Origin of the sequence: Variovorax sp. PMC12, assembly GCF_003019815.1 — a bacterium.
In the GTDB taxonomy this organism is placed as follows: Bacteria; Pseudomonadota; Gammaproteobacteria; order Burkholderiales; family Burkholderiaceae_C; genus Variovorax.
The window spans coordinates 4,018,925-4,037,884 of the sequence record NZ_CP027773.1; the positions used below are offsets into that span (position 1 = coordinate 4,018,925).

The 18,960-nt window shown below is 67.6% G+C and carries 17 protein-coding genes; 12 read left to right on the forward strand and 5 right to left on the reverse strand.

What is annotated here, in order from left to right:
• Nucleotides 1-346: 346 nt before the first annotated feature.
• The gene (locus tag C4F17_RS18565; protein ID WP_081267312.1) at nt 347-1,294 is read right to left on the reverse strand and encodes a helix-turn-helix transcriptional regulator; all 948 of its coding nucleotides are present in this window, start codon (nt 1,292-1,294) and stop codon (nt 347-349) included.
• 163 nt (nt 1,295-1,457) lie between these two features.
• Between C4F17_RS18565 and C4F17_RS18570 the strand changes: the two genes are divergently transcribed.
• From C4F17_RS18570 to C4F17_RS18620, 10 genes are all read left to right on the forward strand, one after another.
• Nucleotides 1,458-1,949 (forward strand): 4-hydroxylaminobenzoate lyase, encoded by a 492-nt coding sequence (locus tag C4F17_RS18570; protein WP_106936230.1) that lies wholly within the window; start codon nt 1,458-1,460, stop codon nt 1,947-1,949.
• A gap of 123 nt (nt 1,950-2,072) precedes the next feature.
• Nucleotides 2,073-3,623: a 3,4-dehydroadipyl-CoA semialdehyde dehydrogenase gene (locus tag C4F17_RS18575; protein ID WP_106936231.1), complete on the forward strand. Its 1,551-nt coding sequence runs from the start codon at nt 2,073-2,075 to the stop codon at nt 3,621-3,623.
• A 31-nt stretch (nt 3,624-3,654) separates the two neighbouring features.
• Nucleotides 3,655-5,202 carry a benzoate-CoA ligase family protein gene (locus C4F17_RS18580; RefSeq protein ID WP_081267309.1) on the forward strand — a complete coding sequence of 516 codons (1,548 nt, stop codon included), beginning with the start codon at nt 3,655-3,657 and terminating at the stop codon, nt 5,200-5,202.
• Between the two features lie 142 nt (nt 5,203-5,344).
• Nucleotides 5,345-6,154, forward strand: a complete 810-nt coding sequence (locus C4F17_RS18585; RefSeq protein WP_106936232.1) for an alpha/beta fold hydrolase — start codon at nt 5,345-5,347, stop codon at nt 6,152-6,154.
• A complete protein-coding gene (locus C4F17_RS18590) occupies nt 6,151-7,329 on the forward strand; it encodes an ABC transporter substrate-binding protein (RefSeq protein WP_106936233.1) in 1,179 nt (392 codons plus the stop codon). Before C4F17_RS18585 ends, C4F17_RS18590 begins: the two co-directional genes overlap by 4 nt.
• A 148-nt stretch (nt 7,330-7,477) precedes the next feature.
• Nucleotides 7,478-8,350 (forward strand): branched-chain amino acid ABC transporter permease, encoded by an 873-nt coding sequence (locus C4F17_RS18600; protein WP_081267306.1) that lies wholly within the window; start codon nt 7,478-7,480, stop codon nt 8,348-8,350.
• Nucleotides 8,347-9,297: a branched-chain amino acid ABC transporter permease gene (locus C4F17_RS18605; RefSeq protein WP_106936234.1), complete on the forward strand. Its 951-nt coding sequence runs from the start codon at nt 8,347-8,349 to the stop codon at nt 9,295-9,297. The genes C4F17_RS18600 and C4F17_RS18605 overlap by 4 nt, the downstream gene beginning before the upstream one ends.
• A 127-nt stretch (nt 9,298-9,424) precedes the next feature.
• Nucleotides 9,425-10,174 (forward strand): ABC transporter ATP-binding protein, encoded by a 750-nt coding sequence (locus C4F17_RS18610; protein ID WP_106936235.1) that lies wholly within the window; start codon nt 9,425-9,427, stop codon nt 10,172-10,174.
• Complete coding sequence (locus tag C4F17_RS18615) at nt 10,174-10,875, forward strand: ABC transporter ATP-binding protein (RefSeq protein WP_081267303.1); 702 nt, start codon at nt 10,174-10,176, stop codon at nt 10,873-10,875. The genes C4F17_RS18610 and C4F17_RS18615 overlap by 1 nt, the downstream gene beginning before the upstream one ends.
• 130 nt (nt 10,876-11,005) lie before the next feature.
• Complete coding sequence (locus tag C4F17_RS18620; RefSeq protein WP_106936236.1) at nt 11,006-12,943, forward strand: sigma-54-dependent Fis family transcriptional regulator; 1,938 nt, start codon at nt 11,006-11,008, stop codon at nt 12,941-12,943.
• Here C4F17_RS18620 and C4F17_RS32835 read toward each other — a convergent pair.
• Together C4F17_RS32835 and C4F17_RS33440 are read right to left on the reverse strand one after the other, a co-directional pair.
• Complete coding sequence (locus C4F17_RS32835) at nt 12,895-13,104, reverse strand: hypothetical protein (RefSeq protein WP_159053679.1); 210 nt, start codon at nt 13,102-13,104, stop codon at nt 12,895-12,897. The genes C4F17_RS18620 and C4F17_RS32835 overlap by 49 nt on opposite strands.
• A 26-nt stretch (nt 13,105-13,130) precedes the next feature.
• Complete coding sequence (locus tag C4F17_RS33440; RefSeq protein ID WP_234382179.1) at nt 13,131-14,537, reverse strand: hypothetical protein; 1,407 nt, start codon at nt 14,535-14,537, stop codon at nt 13,131-13,133.
• A 370-nt stretch (nt 14,538-14,907) separates the two neighbouring features.
• Between C4F17_RS33440 and C4F17_RS18630 the strand changes: the two genes are divergently transcribed.
• Nucleotides 14,908-16,710: an NAD(P)/FAD-dependent oxidoreductase gene (locus C4F17_RS18630; protein WP_106936237.1), complete on the forward strand. Its 1,803-nt coding sequence runs from the start codon at nt 14,908-14,910 to the stop codon at nt 16,708-16,710.
• A gap of 9 nt (nt 16,711-16,719) precedes the next feature.
• Here the strand turns inward: C4F17_RS18630 and C4F17_RS18635 are convergent, their stop codons facing one another.
• Nucleotides 16,720-17,430 carry a Crp/Fnr family transcriptional regulator gene (locus tag C4F17_RS18635; RefSeq protein WP_081267302.1) on the reverse strand — a complete coding sequence of 237 codons (711 nt, stop codon included), beginning with the start codon at nt 17,428-17,430 and terminating at the stop codon, nt 16,720-16,722.
• Nucleotides 17,431-17,462: 32 nt separating this feature from the next.
• Complete coding sequence (locus C4F17_RS18640; protein WP_172839816.1) at nt 17,463-17,846, reverse strand: DUF1090 domain-containing protein; 384 nt, start codon at nt 17,844-17,846, stop codon at nt 17,463-17,465.
• Between the two features lie 160 nt (nt 17,847-18,006).
• On the opposite strand from C4F17_RS18640, the gene C4F17_RS18645 reads away from it, so the two are divergent.
• Nucleotides 18,007-18,927, forward strand: a complete 921-nt coding sequence (locus C4F17_RS18645) for a 3-keto-5-aminohexanoate cleavage protein (protein WP_081267300.1) — start codon at nt 18,007-18,009, stop codon at nt 18,925-18,927.
• Nucleotides 18,928-18,960 lie beyond the last annotated feature (33 nt).

Here is an 18,960-nt window from a genome sequence, read left to right on the forward strand (position 1 = left end):
TGACATGCATCATGCTGCATGCAAAGAAGCAAGTCAATGCCTGCTGCACTTTTTTTCAGATTTCGGGCTGGTTGGGTTCGGGGTGCGTGCCCAGGCCACCGGGTACTCCCCTCCGCGAATGTCCCCCGGGCTTCGCCCTCCTCCTTTATTTCGCTGCGGGGAGCACCCGGCGCCCTGTGCACGACGAGCGCTGCTCTTGTGCTGGCTGGTCAACAAGTGCTCTGGACGCTCACGACGGCGGGGTGCCTTGCGCAGCGAAATAAAGGGGGAGCCCGAAGGGCGGAGGACATTCGCGGAGCAAGGTACCCCGTCGGCGTGAGCGCGCCCCGAACAAGAGCCTGGAGATTCAGGCGCCCAGACCCATCGACTGCCGAGCCACCGCCCGCAGCGCCTGGAAACTCTGCGACAAAGTCCTGCCGCTGGTGTCTACCGACAGATCGGCCTTCGAATAGAAGGCGGCCCGGCCGTTCAGGATGCGGCGCAGGTCTTCCATCGCTTCCTTGCTGGCCGCCATCGGGCGGGTGTCGCCCTGCGCGGCCACACGGCCCATGTGCTCCTCGGGCGCGGCCTGCAGCCATACCGTGGTGCAGTGCGCGAGCAGTTCGTTGAAAGTAGCCGGGTCCGAGACGATGCCGCCGGGCGTGGCGATCACCACCTCGCTGTAGATCTGCACCGCCTCCTCGAGCGCGCGGCGCTCATAGCGGCGGTATGCGTTGGTGCCGTACAGGTCGTGAATCTCGCGCACGCTGCAGCCGGCGAGCTTCTCGATCTCGCGGCTCAGTTCGATGAAGGGAATCTCCAGGTCTTCGGCCAGCATCTGGCCCAGCGTCGACTTGCCCGCACCGCGCAGGCCCACCAGCGCGATGCGGCGGTGCCGCGCCGGGTCGACGGAGGCGGTGCCCAGCAGCTCGCCGAGCGCCACGCGCACGCGGCGCAGGTCGGCTTCGCTGCGGTTCTCCAGCAGCTCGCGGATCAGCAGCCACTCCGGCGAGCTGGTCGTGACGTCGCCCACCAGTTCGGCCAGCGAGCAATGCAGCGCTCCCGCCACCTGCTGCAGCACCAGGATCGACGCGTTGCCGATGCCGTACTCGAGGTTGGCCAGGTGCCGCTCCGACACGTCGGCCGACAGCGCCACCGCCTTGCGCGTGAGGCCGCGTTGCGCGCGCAGGTTGCGCACGCGGTCGCCCAATGCCGCCAGCAACGGATTCTTGGCCTCCCCGGCCGGCGCCGCGCCGTTGCCGCCGGCGGCGCTTTCGGGCGCGGTGGCCAGCACCGCGTCTACATGCTCGTTCATGCAATTCCTCGTTCTTCGCCGGGATTGTGCGCGCTCAGGGTAAACACCATAGATGCACTATATTGCTTGACACTCATTGTCTCGATGCTTATTGTTCGGCCACAAGCAAGATACTGCACACGCAGCATTCCTGCAAGGTAGTTCATAAGTTCGAGGCCCCACGATGTCCGACCGCAACACACCCGCCACCGGCAAGGAAGCATTTCACCAGCTGATTGCCGGCCTGACCGCCGAAATCGCCGGCAAGCCGCTCGACAGCGCGCTCGACCAGTGGCTCAACGCCAACCATGGCGCGGGAAGCGCCAGCTTCGAGGCGCTGCGCCAGGCCTGCATCGGCGGCGTGGCCGAAGGCTGGCTCTGCGAGCGCGAAGGCGGCGGCATCAAGTACGGCCGCGTCTTCAAGGCCGAAGACGCGCTGCACCGCTTCTCGGTCGACGTGGTCGACATGCAGGACATCGCCGGCCCGCACCACACGCATCCCAACGGCGAGATCGACCTGATCATGCCGCTCGACGACCACCCCGCCACCTTCGACGGGCGGCCCGCCGGCTGGTGCGTCTACGGCCCGGGCACCGCGCATCGCCCGACCGTGGCCCAGGGCCGCGCGCTCGTCCTGTATCTCTTGCCCGAAGGGCAGATCAAGTTCACCGCATGAAGTACTCCCCCAGGCTTGCCCACTTCGTGTGGCCGCCTACCCCCTCGCCGGGGGCAACACCAGCGGCCCGGCAAAGCCGGTTCCGCGGTGTTCCCCGAATCTGCCCACGTTGAGACCCATCGAATGACCGAGCTTCTTTCCAACTACGTCGCCGGCCGCTGGCAAAGCGGCTCGGGCGCAGGCACGCCGCTGTTCGACCCGGTGCTCGGCACCGAGCTCGCGCGCGTCGACGCCACCGGCCTCGACCTGCCCGCCGCCTTTGCCTTTGCACGTGAACAGGGCGGCAATGCGCTGCGCGCCCTCACCTACCGCCAGCGCGCGGAGCTGCTCGCCGCCGTCGTGAAAGTGCTGCAGGCCAACCGAGACGCCTACTACGAGATCGCCACCGCCAACTCCGGCACGGTGAAGAACGACTCGGCCGTCGACATCGACGGCGCGATCTTCACGCTCGGCCAGTATGCGAAGTGGGGCAATGCGCTCGGCGACGTGCGTGCGCTGCGCGACGGCGAGGCGGTCAAGCTCGGCAAGGAGCCGGTGTTCCAGTCGCAGCACCTGCAGGTGCCGACGCATGGCGTGGCGCTGTTCATCAACGCCTTCAACTTCCCGTCGTGGGGCCTGTGGGAAAAGGCCGCGCCCGCGCTGCTGTCGGGCGTGCCGGTGATCGTGAAGCCGGCCACCGCCACTGCCTGGCTCACGCAGCGCATGGTGCGCGACGTGGTCGATGCGGGCGTGCTGCCCGCCGGTGCGCTGTCCATCGTCTGCGGCAGTTCGGCCGGCCTGATGGATGCCCTGCAGCCTTTCGACGTGGCCTCGTTCACCGGCTCGGCCGAGACGGCCGCGGTGATCCGCTCGCACCCCGCCGTGGCCGAGCGCTCGGTGCGCGTGAACATCGAGGCCGACAGCCTCAACAGCGCCCTGCTGCTGCCCGGCGCCGCACCCGGCAGCGAAGCCTTCAACCTGCTGGTGCGCGAAGTGGTGCGCGAGATGACGGTCAAGTCGGGCCAGAAATGCACCGCCATCCGCCGCATCCTGGTGCCGGCCGGGTTGTACGACGCGGCGGCCGAAGCCATCGGCGCCAAACTCGCGGGCATCACCGTCGGCAATCCGCGCAACGAGAGCGTGCGCATGGGCTCGCTGGTGAGCCGCGCGCAGCTGAACGCGGTGCGCGAAGGCCTCGACGCGCTGGCCGCGCAGACCACGGTGCTGCACGACGGCCGCGACAAGCCGCTGGTCGATTCGGATCCGGCCGTGGCCGCGTGCATCGGCCCCGTGCTGCTCGGCGCGCGCGATGCCGACGCGGCGCAGCGCGTGCACGACGTGGAAGTGTTCGGCCCCGTCGCCACGCTGCTGCCCTACCGCGATCTCGCGCACGGCATCGCGCTCGCGCACCGCGGCCAGGGCTCGCTGGTCACATCGCTATATGGCAGCGACGACGCGGCCCTGGCGCAGGCTGCGCTTGCAGTGGCGCCCAGCCACGGCCGCGTGCACGTCATCACCCCCGAAGTGGCGCAGGCCCACACCGGCCACGGCAACGTGATGCCGATGTCGCTGCACGGCGGCCCCGGCCGCGCGGGCGGCGGCGCCGAACTCGGCGGGCTGCGCGCTCTCGATTTCTATCACCGCCGCAGCGCGGTGCAGGCGAGCCCCGGCGTCATCGCCGCGCTCGGCCTCTAGAACAAGAACACACGGCCGAAGGAGACAAGACATGACCCTGCCCACACGATTCAACTTCGCCGAGCACCTGTTCGCGCTCAACCGCGGCCGCGCGGCGCGCACCGCCTACATCGACGACCGCGGCGCGCTGAGCTACGGCCAGCTCGAGGAACGCGCGCGCCGGCTGGCCGCCGCGCTCAAGGCCGCCGGCATCCGGCGCGAAGAGCGCGTGCTGCTGCTGATGCTCGACGGCAACGACTGGCCGGTGAGCTTCCTCGGCTGCCTGTATGCGGGCATCGTGCCGGTCGCCGTCAACACGCTGCTCACGCCAGACGACTACGCCTACATGCTCGACCACAGCCGCGCGCAGGCGGTGCTGGTGTCGGGCGCGCTGCTGCCGACGCTGCAGGAAGCCATGGCACGCGGCGGGCATGAAGTGCAGGCGATGCTGGTGTCGCAGCCGACCGGCCCGCTGCCGGACAACGCGCAGGAGTTCGATGCAGCGCTCGCCGCCGCCGAGCCCCTGGCATCGCCGGTGACCACGGCCTCCGACGACCCGGGCTTCTGGCTGTATTCCTCCGGCTCCACCGGCAAGCCCAAGGGCACGGTGCACACGCACGCCAACCTGTGGTGGACGGCGGAGCTGTACGGCAAGCCGGTGCTCGGGCTCACCGAAGACGACGTGTGCTTCTCGGCCGCCAAGATGTACTTCGCCTACGGCCTGGGCAATGCGCTGACCTTCCCGCTCTCGGTGGGCGCGACCGTGGTGCTGATGGCCGAGCGGCCCACACCCGACGCCACCTTCCGCCGCTGGGTGGAACACAAGCCCACCGTGTTCTTCGGCGCCCCCACCGGCTTCGCGGGCATGCTCGCCTCGCCGAAGCTGCCCGCGCGCGAAGCAGTGGCGCTGCGCATGTGCTCCTCGGCCGGCGAAGCATTGCCAGGAGAGATCGCGCAGCGCTTCAAGGCGCAGTTCGGCTGCGAGATCATCGACGGCATCGGCTCGACCGAGATGCTGCACATCTTCATCTCCAACCGGCCCGGCGACATCCGCTACGGCACCACCGGCAAGCCGGTGGACGGCTACGAGGTCGAGCTGCGCGGCGAGGACGGGCGCCCCGTGCCCGACGGCGAGGTGGGCGACCTCTATATCCGCGGCCCCAGCTCCGCGCTGATGTACTGGACCAACCGCGAGAAGTCGCGCGAGACCTTCCAGGGCGGCTGGACCAAGAGCGGCGACAAGTACACGCGCGATGCCGACGGCTACTTCACCTATGCCGGGCGCAGCGACGACATGCTCAAGGTCAGCGGCATCTATGTGTCGCCATTCGAGGTCGAGGCCACGCTGATGCAGCACCCCTCGGTGCTCGAGGCCGCCGTCATCGGCAAGGAAGACGCCGAAGGGCTGACGAAGACCAAGGCCTTCGTGGTGCTGAAGGACGGCGCCGCGGCCAGCGAGGAAGAGCTCAAGGCCTTCGTGAAGGAACGCCTCGCGCCTTACAAGTACCCGCGCTTCCTGGAGTTCGTGAGCGAGTTGCCGAAGACGGCGACGGGGAAGATCCAGCGGTTCAGGTTGCGTGAGAAGGAAAAGCAGGCGTGACGGGCGCGCTGTTTCTGTCTTGCTCCCTCCCCTCCCGGGGGAGGGCTGGGGTGGGGGCAAGCGGCCTTCGCAAAAGCCCCGCCTCTGCCTGCGCCGCGCGCCCCCATCCCAGCCTTCCCCCGGAAGGGGAAGGAGCAATGCGATGAGCCCCTCCCCCTTCGCCACCATCACCTGGCGCGACAGCACCGTGCAGATCGAGTGCGCCTGGATCGCCCCCGAAAAAACCGACGCCCCGCTCATCGTCTTCCTCCACGAAGGCCTCGGCTCCGTCGCCATGTGGAAGGACTTCCCCGCGCAAGTCTGCGAAGCCGCCAACGCGCGAGGCCTGGTGTTCTCGCGCCCCGGCTATGGCCGCTCGACCCCGCGCGCCGACGACGAAACCTGGGACGTCGACTTCATGCACCGCCAGGCGCACGAAGTGCTGCCCGCGCTCTTCGCCGCATTGAAGCTCGATGGCGAAAAGCCCTGGCTCTTCGGCCACAGCGACGGCGGTTCGATATCGCTGCTGTACGCCTCGCGTTTTCCCGACAAGGTCGAAGGCCTGGTGGTGCTCGCGCCGCACATCTTCGTGGAAGACAAGACCATCGCGAACATCGAGATCGCGCGCACCGCCTACCTGGAAACCGACCTGCCGAAGAAGCTCGGCCGCTACCACGACAGCGCCGACTCGGCCTTCTGGGGCTGGAACCGCATCTGGCTGCATCCGCCATTCCGCGACTGGAACATCGAGGCCGAGCTCGGCGCCATCCGCTGCCCCGTGCTCGCCGTGCAGGGCATCGACGACGAATACGGCACGCTGGCGCAGATCCGCGGCATCGCGGCGCGCGCCGGTGGTAGTTGCGAGCTGCTCGAAATCCCTGAATGCGGGCATTCCCCGCATCGCGATCAGCCGGATCGTGTCATCGTCGCCACCGCTTCTTTCATCACCAAAAACAGGAGACAAACACCATGACCAACATTCGCACCGCACGCCTCGCGCTGACGGCACTCGCTTTCGCCGCCGCCCTCTGCGGCACCGCCGGCGCCCAGGGCACGGGCAAGCTCAAGGTCGGCCTGATGCTGCCGTACAGCGGCACCTACACCGCGCTGGGCGTGGCCATCGAGAACGGCTTCAAGCTGTACGTGGACGAGCAAGGCGGCAAGCTCGCGGGCCGCGAGATCGAGTACTTCAAGGTCGACGACGAGTCCGACCCCGCCAAGGCCACCGACAACGTCAACAAGCTCATCAAGCGCGACAACGTCGACGTGATCGTCGGCACCGTGCACTCCGGCGTGGCCATGGCCATGGCGAAGGCCGCGAAGGAAAGCGGCACCGTGCTGATCGTGCCCAACGCCGGCGCCGACGCGGTGACCGGCCCGATGTGCGCGCCCAACATCTTCCGCAGCTCGTTCAGCAACTGGCAGCCGGCCTACGCCATGGGCGAAGTGGCGGCCAAGCAGCAGGGCAAGAAGAAGGCGATGACCATCACCTGGAAGTACGCGGCCGGCGACGAGTCGGTCAACGGCTTCAAGGAAGGCTTCGAGAAGAACGGCGGCAAGGTCGACAAGCAGCTCACGCTGCCCTTCCCCAACGTCGAGTTCCAGGCGCTGCTGACCGAGATCGCGGCGGCCAAGCCCGATGCGGTGTACGCCTTCTTCGCGGGCGGCGGCGCGGTGAAGTTCGTCAAGGACTACCAGGCCGCCGGCCTGAACAAGACCATTCCGCTGTACGGCCCCGGCTTCCTGACCGACGGCACGCTCGACGCGCAGGGCGACTCGGCGCAAGGCATGCTGACCACGCTGCACTACGCCGACGGCCTGAACACCCCGCGCGACAACGCTTTCCGCACCGCCTACGCCAAGTCGTTCAAGCTGCAGCCCGACGTGTATGCGGTGCAAGGCTACGACGCCGCGCAGATGCTGGGCGTGGGCCTGAACGCCACCAAGGGCGACATCTCGAAGAAGGCCGAGTTCGCCGCCGCGGTCGAGAAAGCGAAGATCGACAGCCCGCGCGGCGCGTTCACCGTGAGCAAGTCGCACAACCCGGTGCAGGACATCTACCTGCGCAAGGTGGACGGCAAGGAGAACAAGCTGGTGAGCACGGCCATCAAGGGTCTCGCAGACCCGGCCCGCGGCTGCAGGATGTGAATAGGCACACCCCCAGGCTTCGCGCACTTCGTGTCGCTGCGCCTACCCCCTTGCAGGGGGCGACACCTGCGGCCCGGCAAAGCCGGTTCCGCGGTGTCTCGCGCACTGCATCCTTCCTCAACGATTCCGCCCTGAGAGAAACTCCAACGTGGATTTCGGCACCTTCCTGGTCCAGTGTCTGAACTCGGTTCAGTACGGACTCCTCCTCTTCCTCGTGGCCTCGGGGCTGACGCTGATCTTCGGGATCATGGGCGTCATCAACCTCGCCCACGGCAGCTTCTACATGATCGGCGCGTACATGGCGTTCTCGCTCGCGCCGGTGTTCGGTGACCAGTTCCTGCTGATGCTGGTTGCCGGCGTGGTGCTGGCGGCCGTGTTCGGCTACCTGCTGGAGTGGGCCTTCTTCAGCTACCTCTACCAGCGCGACCACCTGCAGCAGGTGCTGATGACCTACGGGCTCATCCTGGTTTTCGAGGAGCTGCGCTCCATCTTCGTGGGCAACGACGTGCATGGCGTGAAGGTGCCCGCATGGCTCGACGGCAGCTTCGCGCTGGGCAGCGTCATGAGCTATCCGTGGTATCGCCTGTTCGCATCGGCCGCCTGCATCGTGCTGGCCGTGGGGCTGTATTTCGTGGTCAACCGCACGCGGCTGGGCATGATGATCCGCGCTGGCGCGAGCAACCGCGACATGGTGCGCGGCCTGGGCATCGACGTGAAGCGCCTGTACCGCATCGTGTTCGCGGCCGGCGTGGCGCTGGCGGCGCTGGCCGGCATGATCGCCGCGCCCATGTCCTCGGTGTATCCGAACATGGGCGCGAGCGTGCTCATCATCTGCTTCGTGCTGGTGGTGATCGGCGGCATCGGCTCCATCACCGGCGCGCTGGTGGCCTCGCTGCTGGTGGGCTTCGTCGACACCTTCGGCAAGGTGTTCTTCGCGGACCTGAGCGGCATCGGCATCTACCTGCTGATGGCGATCGTGCTGATCTGGAAGCCCGAGGGGCTGATGGGGAGGCGGCCATGAAGCGCGGCGCCTTCCTCCTGCCCGTGGCCTGCGCGATCGCCATCGGCATCGCCGGTCCTTTCATGGGTAACTACGCATCGGACTTCGTCGTGAAGATCATGATCCTGTCGATCTTCGCGCTCAGCCTGGAACTGCTGGTCGGCATGACCGGCCTGGTGAGCCTGGGCCATGCGGCGTTCTACGGCATCGGCGCCTACGTCACCGTGCTGGCGTCGGGCAGCGAAGGCGGCAACTTCGCGCTGCTGCTGCCGCTGGCCATGGGCGCGGCGGCGCTGTATGCGCTGTTCGTCGGCGCGCTGAGCCTGCGCACGCGCGGGGTGTACTTCATCATGGTGACGCTGGCCTTCGCGCAGATGGCCTTCTTCGTGTTCCACGACACCAAGGTCGGCGGCGGCAGCGACGGCATCTACATGTACGTGCGGCCCGCCATCGGCGCGCTCGACATGGAGAACCGTACCGTGCTGTTCTACGTGGTGCTGGCGTCGCTGGTGTTCACCTACGGGCTGCTGGCCCTGATTCGCCGCTCGCGCTTCGGTGCGGCGCTGGCGGGCATCCGCGTGAACGAGCAGCGCATGCGCGCGGCGGGGTTCTCGGTGTACGGCTACAAGCTCGCGGCCTTCGTGCTGGCGGGTGCGCTGGCCGGGCTCGCGGGCTTCCTGCTGGCCTCGCGCGACGGCGTGGTCAACCCCGAGCTGATGGCATGGCACAACTCGGGCGAGGTGCTGCTGATGGTGATTCTCGGCGGCCTCGGCCATCTGCGCGGCGCGGTGATCGGCGCCATCGCGTTCACGCTGCTCAAGGAAATTTTCTCGACGCATGCCGTGATGGGTCCGCTGGCCGACCACTGGCAGCTGACGCTGGGGCTGACGATCATCGTGTTCGTAGCGCTGCTGCCCAAGGGCCTGATCGGCCTGGTGCAGCGCCTGTCGCCGAAGGGGGCCGCATGACCCCGCGTTTCTCCCTCCCCTCCCGGGGGAGGGCCGGGGTGGGGGCACGCGGCCTCCAACGCCGCGCAGCATCAAAGGCCGCATGCCCCCATCCCAACCTTCCCCCGGAAGGGGAAGGAGCAAGACCATGAACGCACTGCTCTCCGTCGAAAAACTCACGCGCCGCTTCGGCGGCCTCACCGCCGTCAACGCCGTCACGCTCGACCTGCACGTCGGCGAAGTGCACGCCGTGATCGGCACCAACGGCGCGGGCAAGTCGACGCTGATCAACATGCTCTCCGGCGAGATCGAAGCCTCCGAAGGCCGCATCGCGCTCGACGGCGTGGACATCACCGGCCGCGCCCAGGCGAAGCGCGCGCGCGACGGCGTGGGCCGCAGCTACCAGCGCACGACCATCTTCCCGGAGTTCAGCGTGCACGAGAACTGCCGGCTCGCCGCTCAGGCCGCCACGCCGAAACCATGGGCGTTCTGGCAATCGTCGCAAAGCTGCGCCGCCAGCACCGCATCGGCCGACGCGGCACTGGAAGCGGCAGGCCTCGCCCACGAGGCGCACCGCATCGCCGGCACCATGAGCCACGGCGCGCAACGGCAGCTCGAAGTGGCCATGTGCCTGGCCACCAAGCCGCGCGTGCTGCTGCTCGACGAACCGCTCGCCGGCATGGGTGCCGAGGAAACCGACCGCATGCTCACGCTGCTCGCGCGGCTGAAGGCCACACATGCCATCCTGCTGGTGGAGCACGACATGGACGCGGTGTTCCGCATCGCCGACCGCATCACCGTGATGGTGAACGGCACGGTCATCGCCACGGGCAACCCCGCGGAGATCCGCGAGAACCCCGAAGTGCGCACCGCCTATCTCGGCGAGGAGCAACACTGATGCTGATCGTGCGAGACCTCAACACCTACTACGGCAACAGCCACATCCTGCGCGGCGTGCATGCCGGCATTCCGGCGGCCACCTCGGTCGGCCTGCTCGGGCGCAACGGCATGGGCAAGACCACGCTGATCCGCACGATGATGGGCTACGTGCGCCCCGCTTCGGGCGAAGTGCAGGTCGACGGCCGCACCGTCACCGGCCTGCCGCCCGAGAAGATGGCGCGGCTGGGCATCGGCTACGTGCCAGAGGGGCGCGGCATCTTCCCCAACCTGTCGGTGCGCGAGAACCTCGTGATGAGCGAGCGCGCCGGCATCGACGGCCGCCGCGAATGGACCTTCGACCGCGTCATGGCGACCTTCCCGCGCCTGTCGGAGCGGCTGTCGCACGGCGGCCAGCAGCTGTCGGGCGGCGAGCAGCAGATGCTGTCGATCGGCCGCGCGCTCATGACCAACCCGCGCCTGCTGATCCTCGACGAAGCCACCGAAGGCCTGGCGCCGCTGATCGTGGCCGAGATCTGGCGCGTGATCGGCGAGATCCGCGCCACCGGCATCGCCACGCTGATCGTCGACCGCGACTACCGCAAGGTGCTGGCGCATACCGACCTGGCGGTGGTGATGGAGAAGGGGCAGATCGTGCGGCACGGGGCTTCGGCGGATCTGCTGGCCGAGCCGCATGCGCTGGAGGAACTGCTGGGGGTGTGAAGCCCGACGCCGACCCCTTGCGTTGTGAGAGGGAGTAACACGTCCGTTCCACCGGGTTTCACCTCTCCACTGCGACAGTGCGACAGCCGAATGATGTGCGGCTGCCCACCCAGGCACAGCGAGGTTGACCATGGCTTCCCTGCAATCGCGTCACATCGACAACGTCTACTCCATCGCCACCGGCGCGGCGCTCGCCGACCCGGCGCAGAGCCTGGTCCACAAGTCGTGGGCGCGCTGCGTGCGCGACCATGGGCTCGATCCGTCGAAGCCGAGCCCCGCGCGCATACTTCCGGCGCAGGAGGTGCGCGCGCACCAGCAGCAGCTCGAACACTTCCTGCGCGCCGCCCGCGCGGGCATGGAAGACATCTACCGCCGCGTGGCCGACCTGGGCTACATGGTGCTGCTGACGGATGCCGAGGGCATCACGGTCGACTACATCGGCCACCCCGCGTGGGACGACCAGCTGCGCAAGGCCGGCCTGTACCTGGGCGCCGACTGGAACGAGGCCCACGCCGGCACCTGCGGCGTGGGCACCTGCCTGGTCGAGCGCCAGCCGATGACCTGCCACCAGACCGAGCACTTCGACGCCACGCACATCGCGCTCACCTGCACCACCGCGCCGCTGTTCGATCACAGCGGCAAGCTCACGGCCATCCTCGACGTGTCGGCGCTGCGCTCGCCCGAAGCGCGCGAGAGCCAGCACCTGGTGCGCCACCTGGTGTCGATGTATGCGCGGATGATCGAAGACGCCGATTTCCTGCGCCACTTCCGCGGCCACTGGATCCTGCGGCTGGGCAGCGCCTACGGGCTGGTCGACGTGGCGGGCGAGGTGATGCTGGCCTTCGACGATGGCGGCACGCTGGCGGGCGCCAACGGCGGCGCGCGGCAGGCCTTTGCGGGGCATGCGCTGAGCGGCGCGGTGTCGGAACTGCTGCATATGCCGATGGATGCGATCTGGCGCATCGGCAACGGCGGTGCTGCGTCGGCACTGATGCCCTTCGCGCACACGGTGCTGCTGCCGGGCGGGGGCGAATATCACGCGTCGCTGATCGCGCCGCGCGTGCGCAGGGCGTCGGCGCCGGCCGCAGCCGGCGCGCCGAGTCCCCGGCCTTCCGACAGGTTGCCGCCACTGGAGCGCATCGCCGGTGACGACCCAGCGATGCAGAAGCTGCTCGCCCAGGCGCGCAGGCTGGTGGACCGAGGCATCCACGTGCTGGTCGAAGGCGAGACCGGCAGCGGCAAGGAAGTGCTTGCGCGTGCGCTTCACGGCGCGAGCAGCCGCGCGGCGATGCCCTTCGTGGCGGTGAACTGCGCGGCCATTCCCGATTCGCTGATCGAGAGCGAGCTGTTCGGCTACACGCCCGGCAGCTTCACGGGAGGCCGCGCCAAGGGCATGAAGGGACTGATCGCGCAGGCCGACAGGGGCACGCTGTTCCTCGACGAAATCGGCGACATGCCGATGGCGCTGCAGACGCGGCTGTTGCGCGTGCTGTCCGAAGGCGAGGTGCTGCCGCTGGGGGCCGAATCGCCGCAGCGGGTAGACATTGCGGTGGTCGCGGCCACGCACCGGCACCTGCCCGACCTGGTGGCCTCGGGGCGGTTTCGCGAAGACCTGTATTACCGGCTGTGCGGTGCGGTGCTGAAGCTGCCGCCGCTGCGCGAGCGCGGCGATAGGCGCTACCTGATCGAGGGGATGTTCAACGAGGAGGCTGCGGCGATGTCTTCGCCGGCGCGCTTGTCGGAAGAGGCAATGCGGCAGCTGCTCGCGCATGACTGGCCAGGAAATCTGCGGGAGTTGCGCAATGTGCTGCGGCTGGCGTTGGCGCTGTGCAGCGGTGCGAGCGTGAGCGCGCAGGATCTGCAACTGCAGCAGGAAGATGCAGAGGCTGCCGTCCATGCCGATATGGCGCCCGATGAAGACGCCGCCGCCGAAACCGGACGGCTGATCGATGCGCTGAAGCGCCACCGCTGGCACGTCGCCCGCGCGGCCGACGAACTCGGCATGAGCCGCGCGACCGCCTATCGACACATGAAGCGGCTGGGCATCGTGGCGCCGCGGCGCGGATAGGGACGCGCCTCAGTCCGCAGGTAGCGGACGAACTCGGCGTGGACGATGCCGTCGATCACGTCAGCCTGCAGCAGTTGCCCGTCGATTCGGATCATGCCTCGCCAGGCATGCGCATGGAAAAAGCCCGCGAAGCCTTGGATGGCCTGGCGGGCTTCACTCATGGCCTTGCCGGCCGGGTCTCGACCTGCTACTGGATGAGCCCGATGTGCAGGAAGCCGGCGCGGGCCGATGGGCTGCGCGCACCGATCAGCAGTTCCAGGCTCTTCGAGCGCATGGAGAAGAACGCGTCAGGACCTGATGCCGCCGAGCGGATGCCGTAAGGCGACGCGGCGCCGACTGCCGCAACCGTGAGGCCCAGGAGATTCGTGGTCGCGTCGGTCATGGCGAGTTGGTAGCTCGTCGTAGAGACGATCGACATGTCCATCGTGCCGCTTGTCGACCAGCCGGCAAAACTGCTGAAAGCCACGTATTGCGGCGCCGCCGGCACGCCGATGGCCAGCACCTGGCCACCAGTGGCGGGAGATGTGCCCGCGCTCAGATAGATCTTCTCGCCTTCGAAAATGGCGATGCCAAAGCGGCCCAGAAGTGTTCCGTCCGCAGGGTTCTTCAGCGACCAGAGACCGCTTTCGGCATCGGCATCCGCTTCGACCTTGCTGGTCACCAAGCTTGCCGGCGGGCAATCTTCGATTCTGTAGATGATCTGGTCGACGCACTGCTTCATCACTGTCCCGCCGCCAGAGATCTGGATTTGAGCAATTGCGGATTCGCGGGCAGATGCCGTGACCTCGATGCGCGCACGGTCGTAGGTACCGTCGAGCCTGCTTTGCGTCGTCAGAAGAGCCCGGGTCGCCACCAGTGGTGCGGCCATGTAAGACACGGGCGCCGAGAATGGCTTGGCGAACGGGAACGCACCGACGATGTTGTCCCCCAGGCCCCACAGCGCGGACGTATTCGTGCCGGTGATGCGATTGCTCTGTACCTTCCAGTCGTTGACGAGCGTCGACGGGGAAGGCGGCGTCAGGGTGCCGCTGGTGGTATCTCCAGCCGCATCCGTCATGCTGTAGGTGGCCTTGTCGAAGTCGATGCTCAGTTTCTGCCGAGAGCCGTTCGCTGCGAACACCATGTAGTCGCCATTGCGATAGTCGCCCGTCTGAACGACGAAGCTCAGTTCCTTCGAGCGATTTTCCGAAGCACTCGCCACGAGCTTGTAGGCGCCGGTCTTCGTCTTGTCTGGATTGGCGAGTCGCGAAACCCACTCGGTGGCAGTGGTGTCGACATCCGTGCGAGTCACGACACCGGTACCGGCATCGCCGGTCCACGCGACGTTGTCGCTAGCTCTGACGACGACTCGTTGGCCGGGAAGCACGCTGTACTTGCCACTGCCGTCAGGCGTTGCTGCCGTACCGGCGATCTCGACCGTGAGTTTCAATTCAGCTGCCGCCGGCGTTTGCGGTGCCGGTGCCGGTGCTGGTGCCGGCGCAACGGCGATCGGCAGCAGTGGGACGCCGCCTCCTCCTCCGCCCCCACCACCGCCGCAACCGGCAAGACCCACCACCATGGCCGCGGTGAACGCGGTGCCAATGCTTCTCCTCATCTCTCTGTCCCTCTGGATTTGTATTGATCGATGCACTCCGGCGACGCCGGGGCGCTTCGAATTTAGCGATAACCTTTGTTTAAGAAGATAAAAGGCCTATGGAAAGTCGGATTGGCGCCACATTTGTTCGGCCGGATTCGGGTCGCCCTCATAAAAAATAGTGCCAAAGTGCTCTTTGCCTGAATGAATTCGTCTCGACGTGTCGCGGGGCAGTCGCAGTCCAAACGAGACGGGATGTGCGCCGTGAGACAAAACGCAGTCCAAGTCATTGATTCCCCGTGACTCCCCACGCGGCATGAAAGCTGCGCAATGGAAGCCGCGCCGCCCAGATGGCGCCGCACATCCATCAACGACGCTACGGAGACACGCAATGACAGACACCATCACCGCCCCCACCCGGGCTGCGGCCCAATGGCTCGCCGACTTCGCCGCCGCGCTCGCGCAGGGCGACATCGACACAGCCGTCGCGCTCTTCGAGCCCGACAGCTTCTGGCGCGACCTCGTCGCCTTCACCTGGAACATCCGCACGCAGGAAGGACCGGCTGCGATCCGCGCAATGCTGCAGGCGCGGCTGGCCGACACGCAGCCCACGGCCTTCGCCTTGGAGGGCGAAGCGACCGAGGCCGACGGCGTGGTCGACGCGTGGTTCACCTTCGAGACGCGCGTGGCGCGCGGCCGTGGCCACCTGCGGCTTCGCAACGGCAAGGCCTGGACGCTGCTCACCACCATGACCGAGCTGAAGGGCTTCGAGGAAAAGACGGGTGAGAACCGCGTCAAGGGCGCGGAGCACGGCGTGCACAAGGGCCGCAAGAACTGGCTGGAGAAGCGCCGCGACGAAGAGGCGGCGCTCGGCTATACCGAGCAGCCCGAGGTGGTGGTCATCGGCGGCGGCCAGGGCGGCATCGCGCTCGGGGCCCGGCTGCGCCGGCTGGGCGTGCCGACCATCATCGTGGAGCGCAACGCGAAGGCCGGAGACTCCTGGCGCAAGCGCTACAAGTCGCTGTGCCTGCACGACCCGGTCTGGTACGACCACCTGCCCTACATGCCCTTCCCCGACGACTGGCCGGTGTTCGCTCCCAAGGACAAGATCGGCGACTGGCTGGAGATGTACACGAAGATCATGGAGCTGAACTACTGGAGCTCCACCACCGCGAAGAAGGCGCGCTTCGACGAGGCCACGCAGCGCTGGGAAGTGACTGTGGAGCGCGAGGGCAAGCCGGTGGTGCTGCGGCCGAAGCAGCTGGTGTTCGCGCTCGGCGTGTCGGGCTATCCGAACGTGCCGAAGGTGGCGGGCGCTGAGAACTTCAAGGGCGACCAGCACCATTCCAGCCAGCATCCGGGGCCCGAAGCCTACGCGGGCAAGAAGTGCGTGGTGCTGGGCTCCAACAACTCGGCGCACGACATCTGCGCGGCGCTGTGGGAGCACGGCGCCGACGTGACGATGATCCAGCGCTCGTCCACGCACATCGCGCCTTCGCAGTCGCTGATGGAACTGGCGCTGGGCGGGCTGTACTCGGAGCAGGCGGTGAAGAACGGCATCGACCACCACAAGGGCGACCTGATCTTCGCGTCGGTGCCCTACAGGATCATGCACACCTTCCACATCCCGGTGTACGAGGAGATGAAGAAGCGCGACGCCGACCTGTATGCGCGGCTGGAGAAGGCGGGCTTCCTGCTGGATTTCGGCGTCGACGGCTCGGGCCTGTTCATGAAGTACCTGCGGCGCGGCTCGGGCTACTACATCGACGTGGGCGCCTCGGAGCTGGTGGCCAACGGCAGCATCCACCTGAAGAGCGGCGTGAACATCGAGCGGGTGAACGAACACTCGGTGACGCTGACCGACGGCACCGAACTGCCGGCCGACCTCCTGGTGTACGCCACCGGCTACGGCTCGATGAACGGCTGGCTCGCCGACCTGATCTCGCCGGAGATCGCCGACAAGGTCGGCAAATGCTGGGGCCTGGGCTCCGACACGCCCAAAGACCCGGGGCCGTGGGAAGGCGAGCTGCGCAACATGTGGAAGCCCACGCAGGTCGACAACCTGTGGTTCCACGGCGGCAACCTGCACCAGTCGCGGCACTACTCGCAGTTCCTGGCGCTGCAGCTGAAGGCGCGCATGGAAGGGATCGACACGCCGGTGTACGAACGGGCGCCGTCGCACCACACGCGGTGAGTCAGTCCGTCACTCGCTGATGAAGCGGCGCAGCCCTTCGAGGTCGATCACGGTGATCCCGCCGTACTCGATGCGAAGAAAGCCCGCTTCCTTCAGCCGGTTCAGCGCCGCGTTGCAGCGCTGGCGCGACACGCCCGACAGGTTCGCGATCTCCTCCTGCGAGGTCTGCAGGTGCGGCTCGCTGCCCGGATGCAGCCACGGATGGAACAGCCCGGCCAGCGCGCGCGCCACCTGGCTGTCGGCATCGAGCAGGCGGTGCGCCGCATAGCTGCCCATGAACCAGTGCAGCCGCTCGTTGATCTGCTGCAGCAGGAAGTGGTCGAAGCCGCGCTGCGTGCGGTGCAGCCACTCGAAGGTCTCCAGCGGCAGCTGCGCCACGCGGCTGGGCCGCAGCGCGATGATGTCGGCCGAACGCGGCAGCGCGCGCAGCAGCGTGCCTTCGCCGAACCAGCTGCCCACCGACAGTCCGCCCAGCGTCACCGAGCGCCCGTCGCTCGAGGTGATCGACCACTTGAGCAGCCCTTCGAGCGTGCCGTACCAGTGCGCCGGCGTGTCGCCGCGCCGGCAGAGCGCGGCACCGGGCGCCACCTCGACCTCGCGCATCTCGTCGAGCACGCGCTCTCCGGCGGCCACGTCGAGCAGCGGAAACCACGCCGAGCCCTGCAGCAGTTGCGGGATGGTCAGCGACGCGTGCTGAAGCGGTTGCTTGTTCGTGGACATGGACGGCTCTGGAGGCTCACTGCGCCAGGGGATCAGGGCAAGTCCTTGATGCGCTGCAGCTCGGCCTGCGCTTCGCGCAGCTTGTCTTCGCGCCGCGCAACCTTGTCGGCGTCGCCCTTGCGCCGGGCTTCCCGCAGTTCGCGCTCGCGCTGCGCCACCTTGCGCTCCTGGCTGCGCACGCGTTGCTGGTGATCGGCGGCCAGCCCGGCGTCGCTGCAGTTGCGGCGCACTTCGGCCAGCGCGCGTTCCAGGCCGCGAACGCGCTGGGTCTGGCCGTCGGCCTTGGCCGCGTCGATGTCGCGCGAGATGGCGTCGCGCTTGGCCGCGCAGGTGGCGCTGGGCCCCGGTTGCGCCATCGTCATGCCCGATGTCGCCAGTGCGGCGGCGGCCACGAGAACGAGAGGCAGGAATTTCATGGGCGCTGCTCCTTGCTGCATGAGTGTGTGGAAGGCAGTGGCGACTTTAGCCGCTGGCGCAGGTAAACCCTGAGCCCGAATGTCGTCGCGATGACTGAGTGCAAACGCGCCTCAAAAAATAATGGCGCGCCCCCATGAAAGACACCAGGAGCCACCGACCATGTCGAAGCGCAAAGTGATCGTGACCATCGCCCCCACCGGCGGCATGGCGCACAAGTCGCAGAACCCCAACCTGCCCACGCAGCCCGCCGAGATCGCGGCCGACGTGCTGCGCTGCTGGAACGCCGGCGCCAGCGTGGTGGCCATCCACGCCCGCCGCCCCGACGACGGCGCCACCTGCAATGCCGACGTGTACCGCGACATCAACAGCCGCATCCGCGCGGGCGGCAGCGACATCGTCATCAACAACTCCACCGGCGGCGGCGTGCACGGCGACATGGTGAAGCCGCTGGCGGGCGACCGCTGGGAGATTGCCTGGGAAGAACGCATCAAGGGCATGGATGCCGGCGCCGAGATGTGCACGCTCGACGCGACCACGCTCAACCTGAGCTTCGAGGGCAAGCAGATCCTGATGGACACGCCCATCACCCGCGGCCGCGAGCTGGCCGCCGGCATGAAGGCGCGCGGCATCAAGCCCGAGTGGGAGGTGTTCAGCCCCACGCACATCCTGCAGGACACGACCACGCTGATCCAGGAAGGCCACGACGACGAGCCCTACTTCATCAACCTGGTGATGAACGTGCACCGCAACTTCCAGAATGCGATGCCGTATTCGCCGCGCTTCCTGCAGATGATGGTCGACACCCTGCCCAAGGGCAGCATCTTCTGCGTGAGCGGCATCGGCCCCTCGCAGCTCGAGGCCAACGTGGCGGCGCTGCTGCTGGGCGGGCATGCGCGCGTGGGGCTGGAAGACAACCTCTACTTCCGCCAGGGCGAGCTGGCCACCAACGTGCAGCTCACCGAGCGCATCGTGCGGGTGATCCGCGAGCTCGACATGGAAGTGGCAACCCCTGCGGAGGCGCGCCAGATGATGGGCCTGCCGCGCACGGGCACGCCGCGGCCCGAGTTCGCATTGGGCTGAGCGACAAACAAAAGAACAACGAACGGAGACAAG